The organism is Pseudomonas sp. HS6-2 (assembly GCF_049325675.2).
Lineage (GTDB): Bacteria > Pseudomonadota > Gammaproteobacteria > Pseudomonadales > Pseudomonadaceae > Aquipseudomonas > Aquipseudomonas putida_N.
The window spans coordinates 1986812-2004707 of the sequence record NZ_CM143906.1 but is presented as its reverse complement, the minus strand read 5'-3'; the positions used below and the strand labels follow the sequence as shown (position 1 = coordinate 2004707).

The window sequence follows — 17896 nt, the reverse complement described above, 5'->3', positions numbered from 1 at the left end:
TTTTGGAGTTGAACCATCGGTCCGACGATGTTCGCGCTGCCTGCCAAACGCGGCAATGGCCAAAGCTGTCAATCTGGATGACCGGTTTGGCAGCCTCTGTTCAACCTTCTGCGCGTTCGCCAGCGCGCAAGTAGGACTCGGTGAGGCTGCTGACCAGGCGCTCGACATCGTCGACCTCCTGGCGTCGCAGCTGGCTGAGCCGCTCATCGTATTGTTCTGCAGACAAGCCGGGCCGCTCGGCCTGCAACTGGATCGAGCGCTGGTTGTAGTCCGTACTGATTGCTTCGAACATCAGGACGTGTTGTTGACGCAAGTAGCGGCGCCAGAACTCTCGCTGGCTCAGGTTATCGGTGAGGGTTTCCAGCGTTTGCGCTTGCTCGACCCGCCGCAAAGCCGCCTCAGCCTGCGTCGCAGTCAGCTCGGCGGTGTCGGGATAGCGCATGGCATGAGGCTGGAAGGGCAAATTCAAGCGACTACGAAGCTGCACCCTGTAGGCCAATCCCAGTGCGAACTGATCGAAATGCTCACCGGCGACCTGGCGCTGCCGACCATCCCGATAGGCGACCCCTTCGAGCTGCTCCAGGCGGAAAAGCTGGCGGCCGAGTTCCAACAGCACGCTCCTGTTTTCAGGGTTGAGGGCTTCGGTTTCGGCTTGGGCCTGCCTTACCAGGACCTGAAGTGCGCTGAAGCGGCTGGCGACGGCATCCAGGCAAGACGACGGCAGGCTGGCGCGCACCAGGACCCGCTGACAGAGCACCGGATCTTCATCGAGCGCCTCCAGCAACGTCCACACACCTTCGGCCAGCGCAGTTCGCCCTTCCCCCGCCTGCTCGTAGTCCGCAGTAAACTCCAGGCGGGCCAGAAGCCTGAACAGTCCCGAACTCCCGGGTTGATCCAGCAGCCGCTGCCACAACGCCTCGCGCCCTGCCTGAACGGCTGCATCCACATGCGCCACCCAGAGCGTGCGGGCCCGGGCCAGATCTACCGGCCCGGAAGCCTCAGGCAAGTGCCCATGCTCTTCAACGACCTCAAGCGCATACAACTGACGCAGTTGCATGGCCGACAACGGATTGCCTTGCACCAGCATTACGCGCCGGAATGCGTAGGGCATTTGCTGGATCTCCTGCGGCACTGTGCGGATACTGTTGTCACGTAGGTCGGCACGTTCGAGCAGACCGCAAAGCTCCAGGCGCTCAGGCCATCCCCCCAGCCGGCAATGGCGAAGGTTGAGCGTAGTCAGCTGGGAAAGGTGGTGGAGTCGCAGGTCCAGCCCTTCCAGCCGGTTGTGACTCAGGTCAAGATGAACCAGGTTGGGCAGGCCGTGAAGTATCTCGACTGCCTGTGCGTTAAGCCGGATCTGATTGTGTGCCAGGCGCAGCACCCGGATTTGCGGGAGATGAGCGATGCCCGTTGGCATGAGCAGCAAATGGTTGCTGCTGAGGTTCAAGTCGGTCACGGCGGTGAACGGACGCAGGAAGTCAACCGGAACATCGCTGACCTGCGTATCGCTCACGCTCAGCATGGTGATGCGATGAAAGTCGATCTGCGGCGGTAGCTGCGGAAGCGTCCGCAGATGACTACCCCTGAGCGACAAGCGTTGCCCCTGTGCTTGCCCCGCACTTGCCGGAACGATTTCACCCTGCAGCCGCCATGCCCGCAGGATACTGTCCGCTGTCAACCGGCGCGCGTTCTGACGACCTTCCTGCAGCTCGGCGCTCACCCAGCGGTTAAGGTGTTGCACGAGCTGATCATGATCGTCCTGCAACTCCACCAGACGCTCGAGTACCGGTCGCTCGCCTTGCTGCAGGCGTGCCAGTTCATCCTCGATCGCTTGCTCATTCAGGCCGGGATAAAGGGCGCGCAGCTGATCGCGAATGATCGCCTGCTCACTCCTGGGGCCAGCGGAAGGATGGCCACTGAGCGGGTACCCTACCCGCCCATCATCCAGGCGACGACCCGGGTTGAACCAGGGGCGTTGCTCCGGCCTGCGCAGCATGCGGCTGATGCCCCAGTGCGAAGCGGGTAAAAGTGCCAGCAGCTGCTCGCGCAACTGGCCAGTTGAGACGTTGGCGGCCTGCTGCTCGGGTGAAAGCGCTGCATAGATTGCCTCGAAGATGCAGCCAGGGTCAGCTGGCTTGAACACTTGCTCCTCGCCCAGCCCGTTGTAAATTTGAAAGCGGCCGTTACTGCGCACCAGCAGCCTGTCCTGCTCACCTTGCCCGCCATTGCCTACAAGCTTGATCGAGCGTCCATCCACCGTCCCTTCGCGCAAGTCGATGCTGACGCCTTCAAGCTCCAGGCCATCCAGTAAGGCAAGCACCAGCTCCCCCGTATCATCGCAGTAGCCCGTACTCAGGTAGAGGCCTGCCAGCGCCCGGTTCAGCCGTGCCAGGCGCAGCAGCGAATGGGCATTGTCAGCACACGAAATTGGCAAGCGGCCCTCGACCTTTGCCATGTCACGCTCAAGGTCAGTAGCCTGGCGTAGCACTTCGCTCATGTACGACGAAGGCAGACCCGGAAAGTCCCGAGCGACCAACACGCTGAGTGGGTCTTGTGCAAATGGTTGTTGCGTCAAGTGAGCGAACAACTGCGGGCGCAATTCAACTTCATGGGCCAATACTTGCTCCAACCCGCTACCGCCCCCCGCGCGGCCCTCACTCCAGGCCAGAAGTTCACTGTCGGCTGGCATCAGCGCCTTCAGGCGAATTCGCTTGAAGAATGTTTCAATGCGCGCATGTGCCTGGAAAGCACGCAGGGCGTACCTGAGATTAACCGGGGCTGGCCGGTTTTCCACCAGAACACCGCGTAATTCGTCCTCATCGACGCCTGCCACCTGCAGGATGTGCTCTGACTGTAATTGGTCAATTGGCGGATGCTGCGGCCAAAGCGCATCGAGCATGCGCACAGGCTCCTCCCATGCCAGCGGGTGCTCGCGTAACAGGCGCCATCCGCGCTCGCCGTTGTAGAGCACTACGGGTCCGTAACTGCCATCGCCTGCAACATGACGTAATCGATAGGGGCCGTCAGGAACAGGCTGATGCACTTCCTGATAACGTCCATCGACCTGAATCCAACCACGTCCACCGGCGCCATAACGCCCGTCTTCGAGCAAATCGATATCGCTTGGGGATGACCGATAATTCTCGGCATCAAAACACCACAGCCGCCCGCCCCCCTTCCCCAGGCTTACAGGTTCCAGACTAGCGACAAAGGCGCTACGCACGTAACTGACACCCACCACAGTGGCTGCAGTGGCCGCCAAGGTCTCGGCAACCCCGAGCAGATGCCCCAGCGCTTCATGCTGACGGCCCCTCGACCAGTCTCTCACCCCCTCGAATACTTCCAAGCACGTCTGAGCAACCAACTGACCCAGCAAAAGCCCGCCCACCACCGGAATGAAGAACCCTGCCAAGTTCACCAGGTCCAGGCCTGCCGCTTCCCATTTCGCATGCCTGGCTCGCACTGCCGCGCTATCGGCATCGGCGCTGGTTACCAGCAACACTCGCGCGTCATCCTTGACCCGCTGAATTTGCAGGGCAGCCAGTTGCGAGAAGATGTTATCGGGCTGTTTGCGACCCTCGACCTCCAAGTCAGGCTGGGCGTCCTTGAGGCGAGTGTCCAGCAGCGTGACAAAATCTGCACGGTGCTCGAGGCTGACCAACTGCGTGAAGTACTGACGGTAATCGGCCTTTTGCAGCAGGTTCGCCAAGGCACTTTCAAGGGACACACGATTGTCGAAATGTCGCAGCGCCTGCTGCGGGTCACTGGGAAGGTAGAGCACGATGCCCCTGTCAGCCCTCGCGCTGTCGCGCAATGGAATCAACAAGCCATCGGCCACCGGCTGCCCCAGTGCCGCCAGGAGACAGGGATCAGCTGTCAGCCCCTCCTGCCGATGCGCCTGCCCATCATCTGCGATCTCACGCAAGGCAATTTGCACATCGGCACTGATCTGCCCCTTCAACGCAGCCAACTCGATCGCAAGCTTGAGCCCTGCACGTTTATCCTCGACCAGTATTGCCTGCGTTCTGGGATTAAAGATCTGCTCCAGTTTCTCTTGATAACGCGTGCCGATATCCAGCTCGCGGCATTTCTTGATGAATGCGTCAAGTGGTCCATTCAAAGGTTGATCGCGCCCCGGCGACACCAGCCCGGTACCATCGTAGTAAGTGGTACCTGCGGCAAAATTGCGCATGAGCCGTAACAACCCGTTCTCACGTTTCTGGCTGTATTCGTAAGTCTGCTGCAAGGAGCCTGGCAACCTGCCGAAGCGTGGCGCCACCAGGAGCCACTCAAGTTGACCGAAAGGCTGGCCGTCGGGCAAAGGCTTATCGAGCAGCGCCACCAGGTGCTGCTCGGCGAACTGAGGAATTGGTAGTAGCTCGAGCGTGAGGCCACGCAACCGCGCCTGGCTGGCGTGATGTGCGTCAAGGCTGGTCCGCAGGGCCTTGATTTGCCCTCTTGATGCTCGCTTGAGCCAGTCAGGCAATTTGGCCTCGATGAATTGATCGATCTTGGTTACTGGGTTCGACATGATTGGCTCTTTGGCATTCGGATGAATGCCAATCATGTTGTCCAATACTCAGATCAGGATGCAGGAGGAAGCGGTTCGTTGCCACCCGACGTGCGGGAACTGCCTGACGAGGTCATGTTCAATTCATCCTGGGTGAGCTTCAAGGCAAGTGCAGCCAAAGCTTGCTCTCGATCATCCCGAAGCTTTTCGCAACGCTGCACATATGCACTACTGCCAAGCGCTTCTTTCTCATCGTCCAGCGCATCCATCTTTGTGTCGAAACGTTCGGCGATCTGCGCAAAAGCCTCGGGATATCTGTCGCGGAGGTAGGGTGTCCAGAAGTCGCGTTGGCTGATGTAGCGAATCCGCTCACTGCCCGTTTCGGCAGCCAGAACTGCTCGGTATGCCCGATCAAGATGAACCTGCGTCACCTCGGCAAGCCGTTGGTACTCCATGGTCCGCGGCTGTCCCAGAAGATTGAGGCGCTCCGCCAGGCCCGCCCTGTAAGCCAGGCTGACCTCGACCTCATCCACACGACGCCCCTTGGCAAGCCGGCCCTGAAAATCGCTGCGGGCGAACATCTCCACCTGGTCAAGACGGAACATGCGTTGAGCCAATAGCAAGCGGGCATCCCTCGAAGCCAGTGGCTCCTGCCCGAACGTCACCTGTAGCACCCGCATGCGCACTTCCAGCTGGCTGAAGCAGTGCGCCACACTGTCGACGCAGGTACGAGGGTCAGCCGCTCGTTCGAACAACTCCGTTCTTATGCGCGAATCGTCATGTGCGAGCTGGATCATGGTCCAGGCCCTTTGCGAAAGGTCGTCGCGTGCCAGACGGAAGTCAGACGTGTCAGTCAACTCTACCAACAACTCGAAGAATTGAGTGCTGCCTGCCTCCCCCTGCAAGGCGTCCCACTGCTCAGCCCTGGACACTTGCTCGGGTGCGGCCAGTGTGTCGAGCCAGGCGTTCCTGGCATCGAGGATCGCTTGCACCTGCAAGTTGTCCTCGAGCGGGGGCAGATTCGCAGGTGCCGGAATGGGTGCATACAACCGCTCAAGGTCCGCCACCGACAGCGGGTTATGCGCCACACGGACCACTTGCCGCAGGGCCAACGGAGCATCGAGCAGTACCTCAGGCAAGCTGGAAATCTGGTTGTGGCTCAAGTCGGCATACTCCAGCAGACCACACCACTCAAGGCCGCTCGGCACTGCCAGCAATCCAGCTCGATACAAATGGAGTTCCCGTAAGCGGGATAACTGGTTGAAGCGCAGGCTGATCGAGCCCAGTCTATTCTCGTTGAGGTTCAGCGTGCGCAGGCGGCCCAGAGCGGCCAGCGCATTCACCTGTCCCTCGCTCATGCGAATCTGATTGCGGGCCAGGCGCAGATGACGCAGCGCAGTCAACCAATGAAGATCATCCGGGATCGTACTCAAGGCATTGTCGCTCAGATCCAGTCGTCGCAGTTCAGGAAAGTGCCTCAGGAACCCGGCTGGCAGAGCCTCCAGCCGCATCCCCACGAGGGCCATGTCGGTGATGTGGCCGAAGTCCGTACCGACAGGAATCGGCGGCAGGCTACGTGCCGGTATGCCCAGCACGCTGATCCGTAAGCCAGCAGGTTGGCCGTTGCGGTAGAAAGCCTCTTCACCCTCCAGCCGCCACGCCCGCAGGAATATATCTGCAACTGCGCCTCTGCGTCCCCGTTCAGGAGCGCTGACTGCGTTTCGCCAGTGCTGCAGGCTTTCTTCAAGCGCTCGATATTCCTGCTCCTGGCGCAGCAGGATGGCATAGGCCGACCCTGACTGATTGAGCAGCAATTGCAGGTATCGATCGACTGCTGCCTCATCGAACGACGGGTACAGACCACGAATCCGTTGCCGCAGAATCCGCCCCTCAGTCCCCGCCGGGGCGCCCCGGCCGCTGAGCAGATAACCCAAGCGGCCATCGCGCAATCGGTGCAAGGAAGATCCAACAGGCCTGGCTTCGAGCCAGCCAAGCAGTCTGATCAACGCCCGTCGATCCCCTGGCAACGCACGCTGCATGGCTGAACGGATGCGCTCTGCAGCGTCCTCGCCGGCCCACCCTCGACGCTGCATGAATGCGGGTGGCAGACAGGCAGCCAGCACCTCGAACAATCCCTGTGGCTCTGCGACTTCGATCTCGCTGGCACGTCCCGCCTCGTCGAAGAGCGCAAATGCGCCATTGGCCCTGACCATGACCGTCAGCGGCTGCGCACCGCCCATTTCAGGGAACAGCCGCTCCAGTACCGCCCCGCCACTGGAGCGCTCGCGCAACACCAGGTTGATCTCTCCGGGCAGCAGGCTCTGGCGCCGCAGCAAGGAGAACACCAGGGTGACGACATCGGCATGGTAACTGCTGCGCAGGTAGAGTGCTTCGCGCGCCCGGGTCAAGCGAGCCTCCTGGAGCATACCGCGCACCTGTTCCGCCAGCGCCAGCGGCACACGGGATTCGCTGGTCAGTCGTTGCCGTACCTCGACACTGGCGTTCTTCAGCAAATCCAGGGCGTAGGCATCCGCAAGCCCTGGGAAGGCCGCTTTCAATGTGGCTAGCAGCGGCTCATCGGCCAGGTAAGCCTTGGCGAAATGTTCCAGCATTGGACTGCGTAGCGCTTCGCTGGATGCCTGGATCGACTCAATCTGCCCTGCCAGGCTTTGGTCTTGCAAACCCAGCCTGTCGATACACCATTGCAAGGCCTCGGTATCGTTGCCTCCTGCCCCGATTTGAGCGAAAAAATCATGGATTCTTGCGTCGACGGCAAAGCGCTCCAGGGTATCGCGGAGCCTGACCGGCAGAGGCCGTCGCTCAACCAACAGACCACGCAGATGAGCTTCATCGACATCCGCGACGGCCAAGATCTGGCTGATCCGTTCAGTGCTCAATTTGGTTGCATCCGGCCACAGGCGCTTGAGCAGCAGGCTCGTCCCCTGCCACTCCAATGGCCGCTCGTAGACCATCCGCCAGGCGCGCTCTCCATTATTTTCCAAGACAGGGCCAAACACGCCCGCCCCTTCACGATGCAACAATCGCCAGGTACCTGCGCCATTGCGCCTTACCCGGTAAAGCACACCGTTACAGCGCCACCAATGGGCTTTGCCGTCACTGAGCAGGCCGTTGTCCAACTCCTTCAAAGGGGGCAATGACGCCCGCTCCTCGTAGGGCTGCAGATCGTGCTGCCACAGGCGTTTCCCGCCTGCCTCGGTCACTACTGGCTCCAGCCGGTCGACGAAGGCGCTGCGCAACGCCTGCGTACCACCTGCAATGGCTGCCCCTGCCGCCACTGTCGAGGCAACCTGAAGCAGGTGCTCCAGTGCTTCGTGCTGGTGATCCTGCGCCCAGTCGCTGACGCCTTCGTACACTTGGCTCAATACCTGGCGGGCCAGGTCAGCCAACAGCAGTACGGCGACACCCGGAACGAACAAACCCGCCAGATTCACCAGCACCAGTCCAACCGCCTTCAGCTGGCGCAAACGCTCGGCAGCGGCGCTGGCATCGGCCTGCGCCGTCGGTACGGCCAGCAATGCAGCGTCGTCCTTGATGCGTTGTACATGCCCTGCCGCCAGCGCTGCAAAACCCTCACCGTTCTCGGCTACTCGCCTGGGCTCCAGATCCGGCTTGGGATCCCGCAGACGCTTGCCCAGGGTTATCAAGAACTCGGGCTGCCCGGCCAGCGCGATACGACGGGCAATGGCCTTACGAAACCGGTCATCGCGCATCGCCGCGACCAAGGCAAGGTTCGCCGTGGCCCAGTCATCGAAACGGCGCAATGGCCGCTCTGCGTCGTCTGGCAAATACAGCAGTACCCCCAGCAGTTTCCTGGGGTTGAAGACCAGCCCTGGCAGACCTGCTGGTGTCCCCACCAATTCGAACGCCACTGCCCCGTCCACGCGTTGTCCCAGCAACTGCAGGTCGCCCATGGACAATTCGAAGCCCAAAGGCAGCTGTGCAGGTCGTCCCTGAGCGACCTGGCGCAACATGTTCTGGTCGCTATACGTCAACTGCCCTTTGATGGCGGCGATTTCGACTGCCACAGCCAGTTCCTGGCGTTTGTCCGTAGCCAACTGACGCTCGAAAGCGCTCGTCAAGACCTGCTTCAGGTGCTCCTGATAGGACTTGCCAACATCAACGCTGCGACAAAGCCTGACGATATCGTCGATACGCCGCGAGACCACCCGCTCCGGCTCACCGGGCGCTGCCGTTGCATCGGTCAGCGCTGTCTGCGCGTAGAACGTTTCACCCTCATGGAAGTTCTGCAACAGCTTCTGCAAGGCAGGCATCGTCACAAAGTAGTCGTCGTCCTCAGGCAGGCGGCCCGGCGCAACCGAGAAGCGTCGGCGCTGTTCATGCCAGTTGACCTTGAACAGGTCAATGTCCAGCGCCAGCTGTTGCCTGATGGCCAGCTCAAGCTTTTGCGCAGCAAACCGGTCAAGCGGCAGCAGTTGCTGCGAAGCCGCAGCCATGTGTTTCTGACTTTTCAAATGCGCACTCATGCAGGCGCGCAATGATCCGAGCTGTGCTTGAGTGGCGTTCTTCAGCCAGCCGGGCAATTGCTCAGCGATAAAATCCTGCGCGAGGTGCTGCAGCTTCGAGTGCACCTTCGTTTTGGCCATGGTCGAATCCTCAGGGTTGTTCGACCTGCCAGCCTGCTTCCATACGCTGGCGCCAGGAACACGGAATTAATCGCCCATCATCCCCCCGGACCACGTGACTGGATCAGCGCGCGATAGTGCCCTGGATTGCAACCGAACCATTTACGGAACGCCTTGTAGAACGAACTACTGTCGGCAAAGCCCAGGCGCACAGCGATATCGCCCAGCGCCGCGTCATGCTGGCTCAGCCAGGCGATCGCCAGCTCACGCCGCACACTGTCCTTCAACCCTTGGTAATTCTGCCCCTCTTCAGCCAGACGCCGGCGCAGGGTGGAGGGCGACAGGCACAACTGCCGCGCCAGGCTGTCGCCATCGGGCCAGTGGCTGGGGTCCTGGCGCAGCAGGTCGGTGCGAATACGCCGCCCGAGGCTGGCCGGGTCTCGGTACTTGACCAGGATGTTGCCCGGCGCCTCCGCCAGAAAGCGCTGCAGTTCCTCCTCGCTGCGTCGCAGCGGCAGCTCGAGGCAGTCGGCGGCGATGATCATGCGCGTTCGCGGGCGCTCAAATTGCAGGTTCTGCGAAAACATCACCCGGTAGTCGTCGCAGAACGGTGGCTCGCCACAGCGTAGATCGATGGCCAGGATCGGGATGCGCCGCCCGGCAAGCCAGCAGGCCACGCCATGCACGATCATCCAGAAGGTGAAATAGGTAAATGCGCGACGCGGCCGGTCGCGTGGCTCGTTGATGACGATTTCGGCCAGGCTCGCTTGGCGTACCAGGCTTGGCTGCAAGTCTTCGAGCATCAGCGAAAGAAACGCCAGCACGGTTTCCAGGCCGGCGCCCAAGGTCGGCTGCCCCATGCCAGCACGGCACATGAACGCCAGGCTGCCGCTGCGCAGACCGCGCGGGTCCATGGCGAAGAACTCATCGTTGCAGCGCCGCGCAAGCAAGCGCCAGAGCCGGGCATAGGAATCGGCACTGACCCGCGCCTCGGGCAGATGCAGGTGTTCGACAGCGATGCCTGCCCGCGCCAGCAAGCCGGTGTCTGGCTCGCCGGCGGGGCAGGTCTGCAGCAGTGCCTCACGTACCAGCTGCATGGAAATGGTGTCTTTTTCGCTCATAGGCATTCCATTTGCTGATGCAGGCATCTTAGGCTGGCTCAAAGGTTGGCCGCCAGGCCCAGGAACGCCTGGATCAGGCGCAGTTCGCGGCGCCGCTCCAGGCAGCCAACCATGTGCTGGTTGAGCAGGCCCTGGCCGCTCAGAGGCCGCGCCACCACCCGCGGATCATTGGCCACCTCGGTCGATGACACCACACCGATGCCCAACTCCGACGCCACCGCCTCGGTCACCGCCTCGCGGCTATCCAGCTCCAGCTGCACCCGCGGCTGCACGCCGGCAGCGTTGCAGGCCTTGTCGAAGGTGCGACGCGTCGTTGAACTGGGCTCACGCAGCACCATGATCTGCTGGTGCAGTTCTGCCAACGGCAGGTCGCTGTCCACCTGTGCCCAGGCGTGGCCGGCCGGCAGCAAGGCGCACAGGCGCGATTCGCAGAGGTTCTGCAGGTACAAGCCCTTGCGTGGCTCGATCTCGGTCAGCACCGCGACGTCGGCATGCTCGCTGAGCAATGCCGCCAAGGTCTCCTGGGCATTGCCCAGGCGCAGGTTGACGGTAATGCCCGGGTAGCGCTCACGCAGCAGCGCCAGCATCGGCATGACCCGGTGCGGGCCATCGGCCGCCACCTCCAGGCGCCCCGTCAGCAGCTGCCGGTTGGCTTCAAGCATGGCCTGGGCCTCTTCGGCCAAGCCGAACATGGCCCGGGTGATGGCTGCCAGGCGGGTGCCCTCCTCGGTCAGCTCGACCCGCCGCGCAGTACGCCGCAGCAGGGTGATCTGGTAGTGCTCCTCGAGTGCCTTGACGTGCCCGGTCACCGCCGGCTGGCTGATGAACAGGCGCGCGGCGGCGCGGGTAAAGCTGCCTTCACGGGCGACGGCATCGAAGGCGCGCAGCTGGAACAGATTCATATCTATCGGCCTGACTTATAGCTCGGATAACAACAAACAATTTGATTGATGAGAGCGGGAATTGCAACCTAGACCCCGTAGTTTCAGCCCACTGCTTGTGAGGAAAAAACGGAATGAGCAACGCCCCGATTCTGCTGACCCCCGGTCCCCTGACCACATCAATCCGCACCCGCCAAGCCATGCTCGTGGACTGGGGCTCCTGGGACCGCGATTTCAACCAACTGACCGCCAGCGTCTGCGAACAACTGCTGGCGATCATCGACGGCATCGCCAGCCACCACTGCGTGCCCCTGCAAGGCAGCGGCACCTTCGCCGTGGAGGCGGCCATCGGCACCCTGGTGCCACGTGACGGCAAGGTCCTGGTCCTGATCAACGGTGCCTACGGCCAGCGCCTGGCGAAGATCTGCAAAGTGCTGGGCCGCACCTACAGCACCTTTGAAACCGCCGAAGACCAGCCGACCACCGCCGCCGACGTCGACCGCCTGCTCGCCGCCGACCCGGCCATCACCCACGTGGCGCTGATCCACTGCGAAACCAGCACCGGCATCCTCAACCCGCTGCCGGAGATCGCCCAGGTGATCAAACGCCACGGCAAGCGCCTGATCATCGACGCCATGAGCTCGTTCGGTGCGCTGCCGATCGATGCCCGCCAAATCCCCTTCGAGGCGCTGATCGCCGCTTCCGGCAAATGCCTGGAAGGCGTGCCAGGCATGGGCTTCGTCTTCGCCGAGAAAACCGCCCTGGCCGCGGCTGAAGGCAATGCCCACTCGCTGGCCATGGACCTGCACGATCAGCACGCCTACATGGCCAAGACCGGCCAATGGCGCTTTACCCCACCGACCCACGTGGTCGCGGCCCTGCACGAAGCCCTGCAACAGTACAACGAGGAAGGCGGCCTGCCAGCACGCCATCAGCGTTACGCCGACAACTGCAAGACCCTGCTCGACGGCATGGCCGCCATTGGCCTGCGCAGCTTCCTGCCGGCCGAGATTCAGGCACCGATCATCGTCACCTTCCACGCGCCGAACGATGCCCGCTACCAGTTCAAGGACTTCTACGAGCGGGTCAAGGCCAAGGGCTTCATCCTCTACCCGGGCAAGCTGACCCAGGTCGAGACCTTCCGCGTCGGCTGCATCGGCGTGGTCGGAGCCGATGGCATGCAGGCCGCCGTCAATGCCGTGGCCGACGTGCTGCGGGAAATGGAAGTGCTGGACATCTAACCCCTTTGCCCACCCGACTTCAGGAATCAGCGCACATGAACTACAGCAATCCTACCCAGCTGCAAGCCGCCATCCTCGATTGGGCTGGCACCGTGGTCGATTTCGGCTCCTTCGCCCCGACCCAGATCTTCGTCGAAGCCTTCGCCGAGTTCGACGTACAGGTGTCCATCGAAGAAGCCCGCGGCCCGATGGGCATGGGCAAATGGGACCACATCCGAACCCTGTGCGACGTGCCGGAGATCGCCGAGCGCTACCGCAAGGTGTTCGGCCGCACCCCGAGCGACGATGACGTCACCGCCATCTACAATCGCTTCATGCCACTGCAGATCGAGAAGATCGCCGTGCACTCGGCACTGATCCCCGGCGCCCTGGACACCCTCACCGGCTTGCGCCAGGACGGCCTGAAAATCGGCTCGTGCTCGGGCTACCCGAAGGTGGTGATGGACAAGGTGGTGGAGCTGGCAGCACAAAACGGCTACGTCGCCGACCACGTGGTGGCCACCGACGAAACCCCGAATGGCCGCCCATGGCCAGCCCAGGCCCTGGCCAACGTGATTGCCCTTGGGATCGATGATGTGGCGGCGTGCGTAAAGGTCGACGACACCGTGCCGGGCATCCTCGAAGGCCGCCGCGCCGGGATGTGGACCGTGGCCCTGGTGTGCTCGGGCAATGCCCTGGGGCTGACCTGGGAAGGTTACCAGGCGCTGAGTGCGGAGAAACTGGAAAGCGAGCGCAAGCGCATTCACCAACTGTTTGCTGGCTCGCGACCGCACTACCTGATCGACACCATCAACGACTTGCCAGAGGTAATTGCCGATATCAATCGCCGCCTGGCCAAGGGCGAGATGCCGCAGTCCTTCTGATAGATCGGTGCGTGGGCATTCGCGGGTTTACCCGCGAATGCGTCAGCTCAAGAAACAACGATGGCTCAGACCACCCTGTTCAATTTCACCCAGGAAGCAAACTTGTCGATGAACCCCTGCAGGAACGGCCGGGTCTTGTCACTGAGCTTGCCACCTTCATCGAACAGACTGGCCGCCCCACCGATATACGCTTCGGGCATCTGCATGCAGGGCATGTCGAGGAACACCAGCGACTGGCGCAACGCATGATTGGCACCAAAGCCGCCAATGGCGCCCGGGGACACGCTCGCCACCGCCGCCGGCTTGCCACTCCAGGCACTCTGCCCGTAGGGCCGCGAACCCACGTCGATGGCGTTCTTCAGGCCGCCCGGTACCGAACGGTTGTACTCCGGGGTGACGAACAGCACCGCGTCGCTGCGGCGGATCTCATCACGAAAGCGCCTCCACGCCTCTGGCACGCCCTCGGCCTCGACATCCTCGTTGTACAGCGGCAGGTCGCCGATCTCGACGATCTTCAGGGCAAGGCTGGACGGCGCCAGCTCCGAAAGTGCGCGGGCCACCTTGCGATTGTAGGAGTCCTTGCGCAAGCTGCCGACGACAACCGCTACCGAATACACCTGGCTCATGGCGTGATCCATCCTTTGCTGGGAAAAGGGACGTCAGTAGTTATAGATGACCGTTCCTCGGCGGTCTGGATTTTTTTCCACCACACGAAAACTTCCAGGTATCTTTTACGGTCTATGTCTGCAGACATTTCCTACGTAATTCAGAGGTTTCTCCCCAAATGGCAGCAGTAATGGTCGGCCAATTCCACGCCCGTGACGCCGAAGGCCGTATCTACCCCGTCCACGAATTCCAGGAGTCCACCCTGCAGGCGGACGGCAGCGCACTGGGTGCCCCGATCACCACCTACCGCCTGGCCATCGGCGACCGCGTCAACCACCTGGGCGAAAACCGCTTCGAACTGGCGCAGTCCGGCGTCGAGATCATTCGCATTCCTTGATGCAGTCGACTGTATATTGGCCGCTTTCATTCTGCAGGCCATGCACATCGGCGACGAAGCCCGGGAAGCCAAGGTTGAAGGCCCGCGCGAACGCCAGGTAATCGAGGATAGAGCGGGTCGCTTCGGTGAACCGCTCGCCCGGCATAATCAGCGGAATACCCGGCGGGTACGGCACCAGCATCACCGCAGCAATCCTCCCCAGCAATGCTTCGATCGGCACAGCTTCCACTTCTGCGCGCACCATCTGGTCATAGGCCCGCGCTGGGCTCACGGCCACTTCCGGTAGTCGTGTGAACAAGCGCTTGAGCTGCTTGGCCGTGGCATTGGCACGGTAACAGTCATGCAACTGATCGCACAGGTCGCGCAGGCCCAGGCCTTGGTAACGCCCGGCATCGACTGCGACGACGCTCGGCAGGCAGGCACTGAGCGCCGTGTTGCCATCGTAATGGCGCTTGAACTCCAGCAGCTCGGTGAGCAGCGTACTCCACTTACCCTTGGTGATGCCCATCGAGAACAGCACCAGGAAGCTGTATAGCCCGGTCTTCTCCACCACCAGCCCGCGCTCCCAGAGAAACTTGCTGACCACCGCCGCCGGTATGCCGTGCTCACCCAGTACGCCATCGGCACTGAGCCCAGGCATCACCAAGGTCACCTTCAGCGGGTCGAGCAGGACGTAGTCGTCCGCCACTTCGCCAAAGCCATGCCACTCGGCCCGAGGCTGTAGCAACCAGTCCTGCGCCGCCAGGCGATGGATGCCCTCCGCCGCTGGCGGCTGCCAGATGCTGAACCACCAGTCCTCGGCGGCGATGTGCTCACGCAGGTTGGCCAGGGCGCGACGGAAACTCAGGGCTTCGTCGAACATCTCTTGCAGCAGCGAGCGTCCGGCCGGGCCCTCCATCATGGCCGAAGCGACATCCAGCGAGGCGAGGATGCTGTATTGCGGCGAGGTGGAAATATGCATCATGAACGCTTCGTTGAAGCGGTCGCGATCCAGCTGACGCTGGGCGCCGTCCTGCACGTGGATCATCGAAGCCTGGCTGAAGGCGGCCAGCAGCTTGTGAGTGGAATGGGTACTGAACACCAGCGGGCTGCTCTCGCTGCACGCGGTGCCCATGGCGTAGCGGCCCTCGAAGAATTCGTGGAACGCCGCATAGGCGAACCAGGCCTCGTCGAAGTGCAGCACCTCGACGCTGGCACCCAGCGCCTGCTTGATCAGCCCGGCGTTGTAACACAGCCCGTCGTAGGTTGAATTGGTCACCACCGCCAGCTTGATACGCGGCTCCCGCCCTACGGCCAACGGGTTGGCCCGGATCTTGGTTTGGATCGACTCAGGGCTGAACTCGCTGAGCGGAATCGGCCCGATGATGCCTAGCTCGTTGCGCTCCGGGCACAGGTAGATGGGGATCGCGCCGGTCATGATGATGGCGTGGACCACCGACTTGTGGCAGTTGCGGTCAACCAGTACCAGGTCATCGCGACCCACCATGGCATGCCAGACGATCTTGTTGGCAGTGGAGGTGCCATTGATCACGAAAAAGGTGTGATCAGCGCCGAAGTTGCGCGCTGCACGGGCCTCGGCCTGGGCCAGGGGGCCGGTGTGATCGAGCAGCGAGCCCAGCTCCGGCACTGAGACCGACAAGTCCGAACGCAGGGTGTTTTCGCCAAAGAACTGGTGGAATGCCTGGCCCACCGGGCTCTTGCGGTAGGCCACGCCGCCGCCGTGTCCGGGTGTGTGCCATGAGTAGTTGGACTGGGCGGTGTGCTGCACCAGGGCCTTGAAGAACGGCGGCAGCAACCCGTCGAGGTAGTTGTGCGCGGCACGCGCCACCTGGCGGGCGAGGAATGGCACGGTGTCTTCGAACAGGTAGAGGATGCCACGCAGCTGGTTGAGCTCGCTCATGGCCTCGGCAGGGGCGTTTTCCAGGGTGACCTGTTCGCCCAGGGCGAAGATCGGCAGGTCCGGTGCACGCAGGCGGGCCAGGCGGATCAGCTCGGCCATATTCTGCAACAAGTGAATGTTGTCACCGACGCCTTCGGCGGCGATCAGCATGCAGGCCAGGCCGTGGTGGGTGGTGGCGACCAGGCGCGCCTCGGTGTGATCGGCAGCCTTGATGATGGCGAAGCCGTCCTGGCTCAACTCCTCGGCAATGCCGCGGATGCGCTCGCCGGCAACGCTGTCGGCCTTGATCGCACGGTGGACGATGAGGATGGGGAACTTGAGGTCCTTGTACATCCGGCTACTACCCTCGCAGGACTTGTTGTCCTGTTAAGGGTAGTTGGCCTTGTGCTGCCTGTACCGGCCTCTTCGCGGGGCAAGCCCGCTCCTACAGAATTATCATTGAACCTGAGAGAGATGACATTTCTCTAGGAGCGGGCTTGCCCCGCGAAAGGGCCGTAACAGGCTCATCGATCAGCCAGCAGGCGTCTCGGTCAGGGCTTGCCACATTGACGGCCCACCCGCCGACTTGGCCACCGCCGCCAGCCGCTCGGCATGCGCCTCCAGCTCTTCGGCAGACGCCATGATCACTCGCCCAGGCGCACGCCCGACGATGCGGCGGATTTCGCTACCACCAGCGCCCTGCCCGTCACCATCAGCGTCGGCCCCGTGCCCAGCCAGCGACAGGCTGGTCTGGCCACCGGTCATCGCCAGGTAGACGTCCGCCAGCAACTCGGAGTCGAGCAACGCGCCGTGCAGTTCACGGCCAGAGTTGTCGATGTCGTAGCGTTTGCACAGCGCATCGAGGCTGTTGCGCTGCCCCGGGTGGCGGGCACGGGCCAGCAGCAGGGTATCGAGGATGGTGCAGTGGTTGGCGATGTCGGCGCGGTCGTCCTGCCCCAGCAAGGCGAATTCGTTGTTGATGAAGCCGACGTCGAACGCCGCGTTGTGGATGACCAGGGTGGCGCCCTGAATGAATTCGAAGAACTCTTCGGCCACATCGGCGAAGCGCGGCTTGCCGACCAGGAACGCATCAGTAATGCCGTGCACGTTGATGGCGCCCTCGTCACTTTCGCGGTCGGGCTGCAGGTAGACGTGGAAGTGCCGCCCGGTCAGGCGCCGGCCCATGACCTCGACACAGCCGATCTCGATGATCCGGTGGCCTTCGCTGACCGGCATACCGGTGGTTTCGGTATCGAGAATGACCAGGCGTTTATCTTGCTGCTGCTCCACGCGGGGCGCTCCAACTTGCATCAGTTACAAAGGCGGCGATTGTACCGCAGCTCAACGCTTGGCGCGCACTTCCTCGACGCCGCGGTTGGCCAGCTGGTCGGCGCGTTCGTTGCCGGGGTGGCCGATGTGCCCCCGCACCCACTTCCAGGTGACCTTGTGGCGATTGACCTGCTCGTCGAGCAGTTGCCACAGGTCAGCGTTCTTCACTGGCTCCTTGGCCGCAGTCTTCCAGCCACGCTTCTTCCAGTTGGTCATCCACTCGTTGATGCCCTTCATCACGTACTGCGAGTCGGTGGTCAGCACCACGTCGCATTCACGCTTGAGCGCCATCAGCCCTTGAATCGCGGCCATCAGTTCCATGCGGTTGTTGGTGGTTTCGCGCTCGCCGCCCCACAGTTCCTTCTCGACGCCCTTGAAGACCAGCAGGACGCCCCAGCCGCCTGGGCCGGGGTTGCCCTTGCAGGCGCCATCGGTATACATCTCGACGCTATCGCTCATGTACCA

At 62.3% G+C, this 17896-nt stretch carries 11 protein-coding genes; 3 read left to right on the top strand and 8 right to left on the bottom strand.

The features are described 5' to 3' along the window. Positions 1–100 precede the first annotated feature (100 nt). The 4 genes from ACOKS3_RS09295 to ACOKS3_RS09280 all read right to left on the bottom strand — a co-directional run bounded on the left by ACOKS3_RS09295 (position 101) and on the right by ACOKS3_RS09280 (position 11137). Positions 101–4531: an NEL-type E3 ubiquitin ligase domain-containing protein gene (locus ACOKS3_RS09295; protein ID WP_422763280.1), complete on the bottom strand. Its 4431-nt coding sequence runs from the start codon at positions 4529–4531 to the stop codon at positions 101–103. A 53-nt stretch (positions 4532–4584) separates the two neighbouring features. Further along, the gene (locus ACOKS3_RS09290; protein WP_422763279.1) at positions 4585–9135 is read right to left on the bottom strand and encodes an NEL-type E3 ubiquitin ligase domain-containing protein; all 4551 of its coding nucleotides are present in this window, start codon (positions 9133–9135) and stop codon (positions 4585–4587) included. Between the two features lie 77 nt (positions 9136–9212). Beyond that, a complete protein-coding gene (locus ACOKS3_RS09285; protein ID WP_103446652.1) occupies positions 9213–10235 on the bottom strand; it encodes an AraC family transcriptional regulator in 1023 nt (340 codons plus the stop codon). 38 nt (positions 10236–10273) lie between these two features. Next, positions 10274–11137 (bottom strand): LysR substrate-binding domain-containing protein, encoded by an 864-nt coding sequence (locus tag ACOKS3_RS09280; RefSeq protein WP_422763278.1) that lies wholly within the window; start codon positions 11135–11137, stop codon positions 10274–10276. A gap of 113 nt (positions 11138–11250) precedes the next feature. Here ACOKS3_RS09280 and ACOKS3_RS09275 point away from each other — a divergent pair, with 113 nt between their 5' ends. Then, positions 11251–12357: a 2-aminoethylphosphonate--pyruvate transaminase gene (locus ACOKS3_RS09275; RefSeq protein WP_422763277.1), complete on the top strand. Its 1107-nt coding sequence runs from the start codon at positions 11251–11253 to the stop codon at positions 12355–12357. Positions 12358–12392: 35 nt separating this feature from the next. Beyond that, on the top strand, positions 12393–13220 hold the full coding sequence (phnX, locus tag ACOKS3_RS09270; protein WP_103446649.1) for a phosphonoacetaldehyde hydrolase: 828 nt from the start codon (positions 12393–12395) through the stop codon (positions 13218–13220). Between the two features lie 65 nt (positions 13221–13285). Here the strand turns inward: phnX and ACOKS3_RS09265 are convergent, their stop codons facing one another. Beyond that, on the bottom strand, positions 13286–13846 hold the full coding sequence (locus tag ACOKS3_RS09265; protein WP_422763276.1) for an NADPH-dependent FMN reductase: 561 nt from the start codon (positions 13844–13846) through the stop codon (positions 13286–13288). Positions 13847–14004: 158 nt separating this feature from the next. Between ACOKS3_RS09265 and ACOKS3_RS09260 the strand changes: the two genes are divergently transcribed. Continuing rightward, a complete protein-coding gene (locus ACOKS3_RS09260; protein ID WP_103446647.1) occupies positions 14005–14223 on the top strand; it encodes a hypothetical protein in 219 nt (72 codons plus the stop codon). Here ACOKS3_RS09260 and ACOKS3_RS09255 read toward each other — a convergent pair. The 3 genes from ACOKS3_RS09255 to rnhA form a co-directional block, all read right to left on the bottom strand. Further along, positions 14207–16456: an Orn/Lys/Arg family decarboxylase gene (locus ACOKS3_RS09255; protein WP_422763275.1), complete on the bottom strand. Its 2250-nt coding sequence runs from the start codon at positions 16454–16456 to the stop codon at positions 14207–14209. The two genes, ACOKS3_RS09260 and ACOKS3_RS09255, sit on opposite strands and share 17 nt — an antisense overlap. 177 nt (positions 16457–16633) lie before the next feature. Further along, the gene (gene dnaQ, locus ACOKS3_RS09250; protein ID WP_103446645.1) at positions 16634–17392 is read right to left on the bottom strand and encodes a DNA polymerase III subunit epsilon; all 759 of its coding nucleotides are present in this window, start codon (positions 17390–17392) and stop codon (positions 16634–16636) included. A gap of 51 nt (positions 17393–17443) precedes the next feature. Then, positions 17444–17890, bottom strand: a complete 447-nt coding sequence (gene rnhA, locus ACOKS3_RS09245; RefSeq protein ID WP_103446644.1) for a ribonuclease HI — start codon at positions 17888–17890, stop codon at positions 17444–17446. Between the last annotated feature and the right edge of the window lie 6 nt (positions 17891–17896).

Bases quoted from the DNA above. Each gene is read 5' to 3' on its own strand.
- ACOKS3_RS09295 (WP_422763280.1), bottom strand. From the start codon at position 4,531: ATGTCGAACCCAGTAACCAAGATCGATCAATTCATCGAGGCCAAATTG.
- ACOKS3_RS09290 (WP_422763279.1), bottom strand. From the start codon at position 9,135: ATGGCCAAAACGAAGGTGCACTCGAAGCTGCAGCACCTCGCGCAGGAT.
- ACOKS3_RS09285 (WP_103446652.1), bottom strand. From the start codon at position 10,235: ATGAGCGAAAAAGACACCATTTCCATGCAGCTGGTACGTGAGGCACTG.
- ACOKS3_RS09280 (WP_422763278.1), bottom strand. From the start codon at position 11,137: ATGAATCTGTTCCAGCTGCGCGCCTTCGATGCCGTCGCCCGTGAAGGC.
- ACOKS3_RS09275 (WP_422763277.1), top strand. From the start codon at position 11,251: ATGAGCAACGCCCCGATTCTGCTGACCCCCGGTCCCCTGACCACATCA.
- phnX (WP_103446649.1), top strand. From the start codon at position 12,393: ATGAACTACAGCAATCCTACCCAGCTGCAAGCCGCCATCCTCGATTGG.
- ACOKS3_RS09265 (WP_422763276.1), bottom strand. From the start codon at position 13,846: ATGAGCCAGGTGTATTCGGTAGCGGTTGTCGTCGGCAGCTTGCGCAAG.
- ACOKS3_RS09260 (WP_103446647.1), top strand. From the start codon at position 14,005: ATGGCAGCAGTAATGGTCGGCCAATTCCACGCCCGTGACGCCGAAGGC.
- ACOKS3_RS09255 (WP_422763275.1), bottom strand. From the start codon at position 16,456: ATGTACAAGGACCTCAAGTTCCCCATCCTCATCGTCCACCGTGCGATC.
- rnhA (WP_103446644.1), bottom strand. From the start codon at position 17,890: ATGAGCGATAGCGTCGAGATGTATACCGATGGCGCCTGCAAGGGCAAC.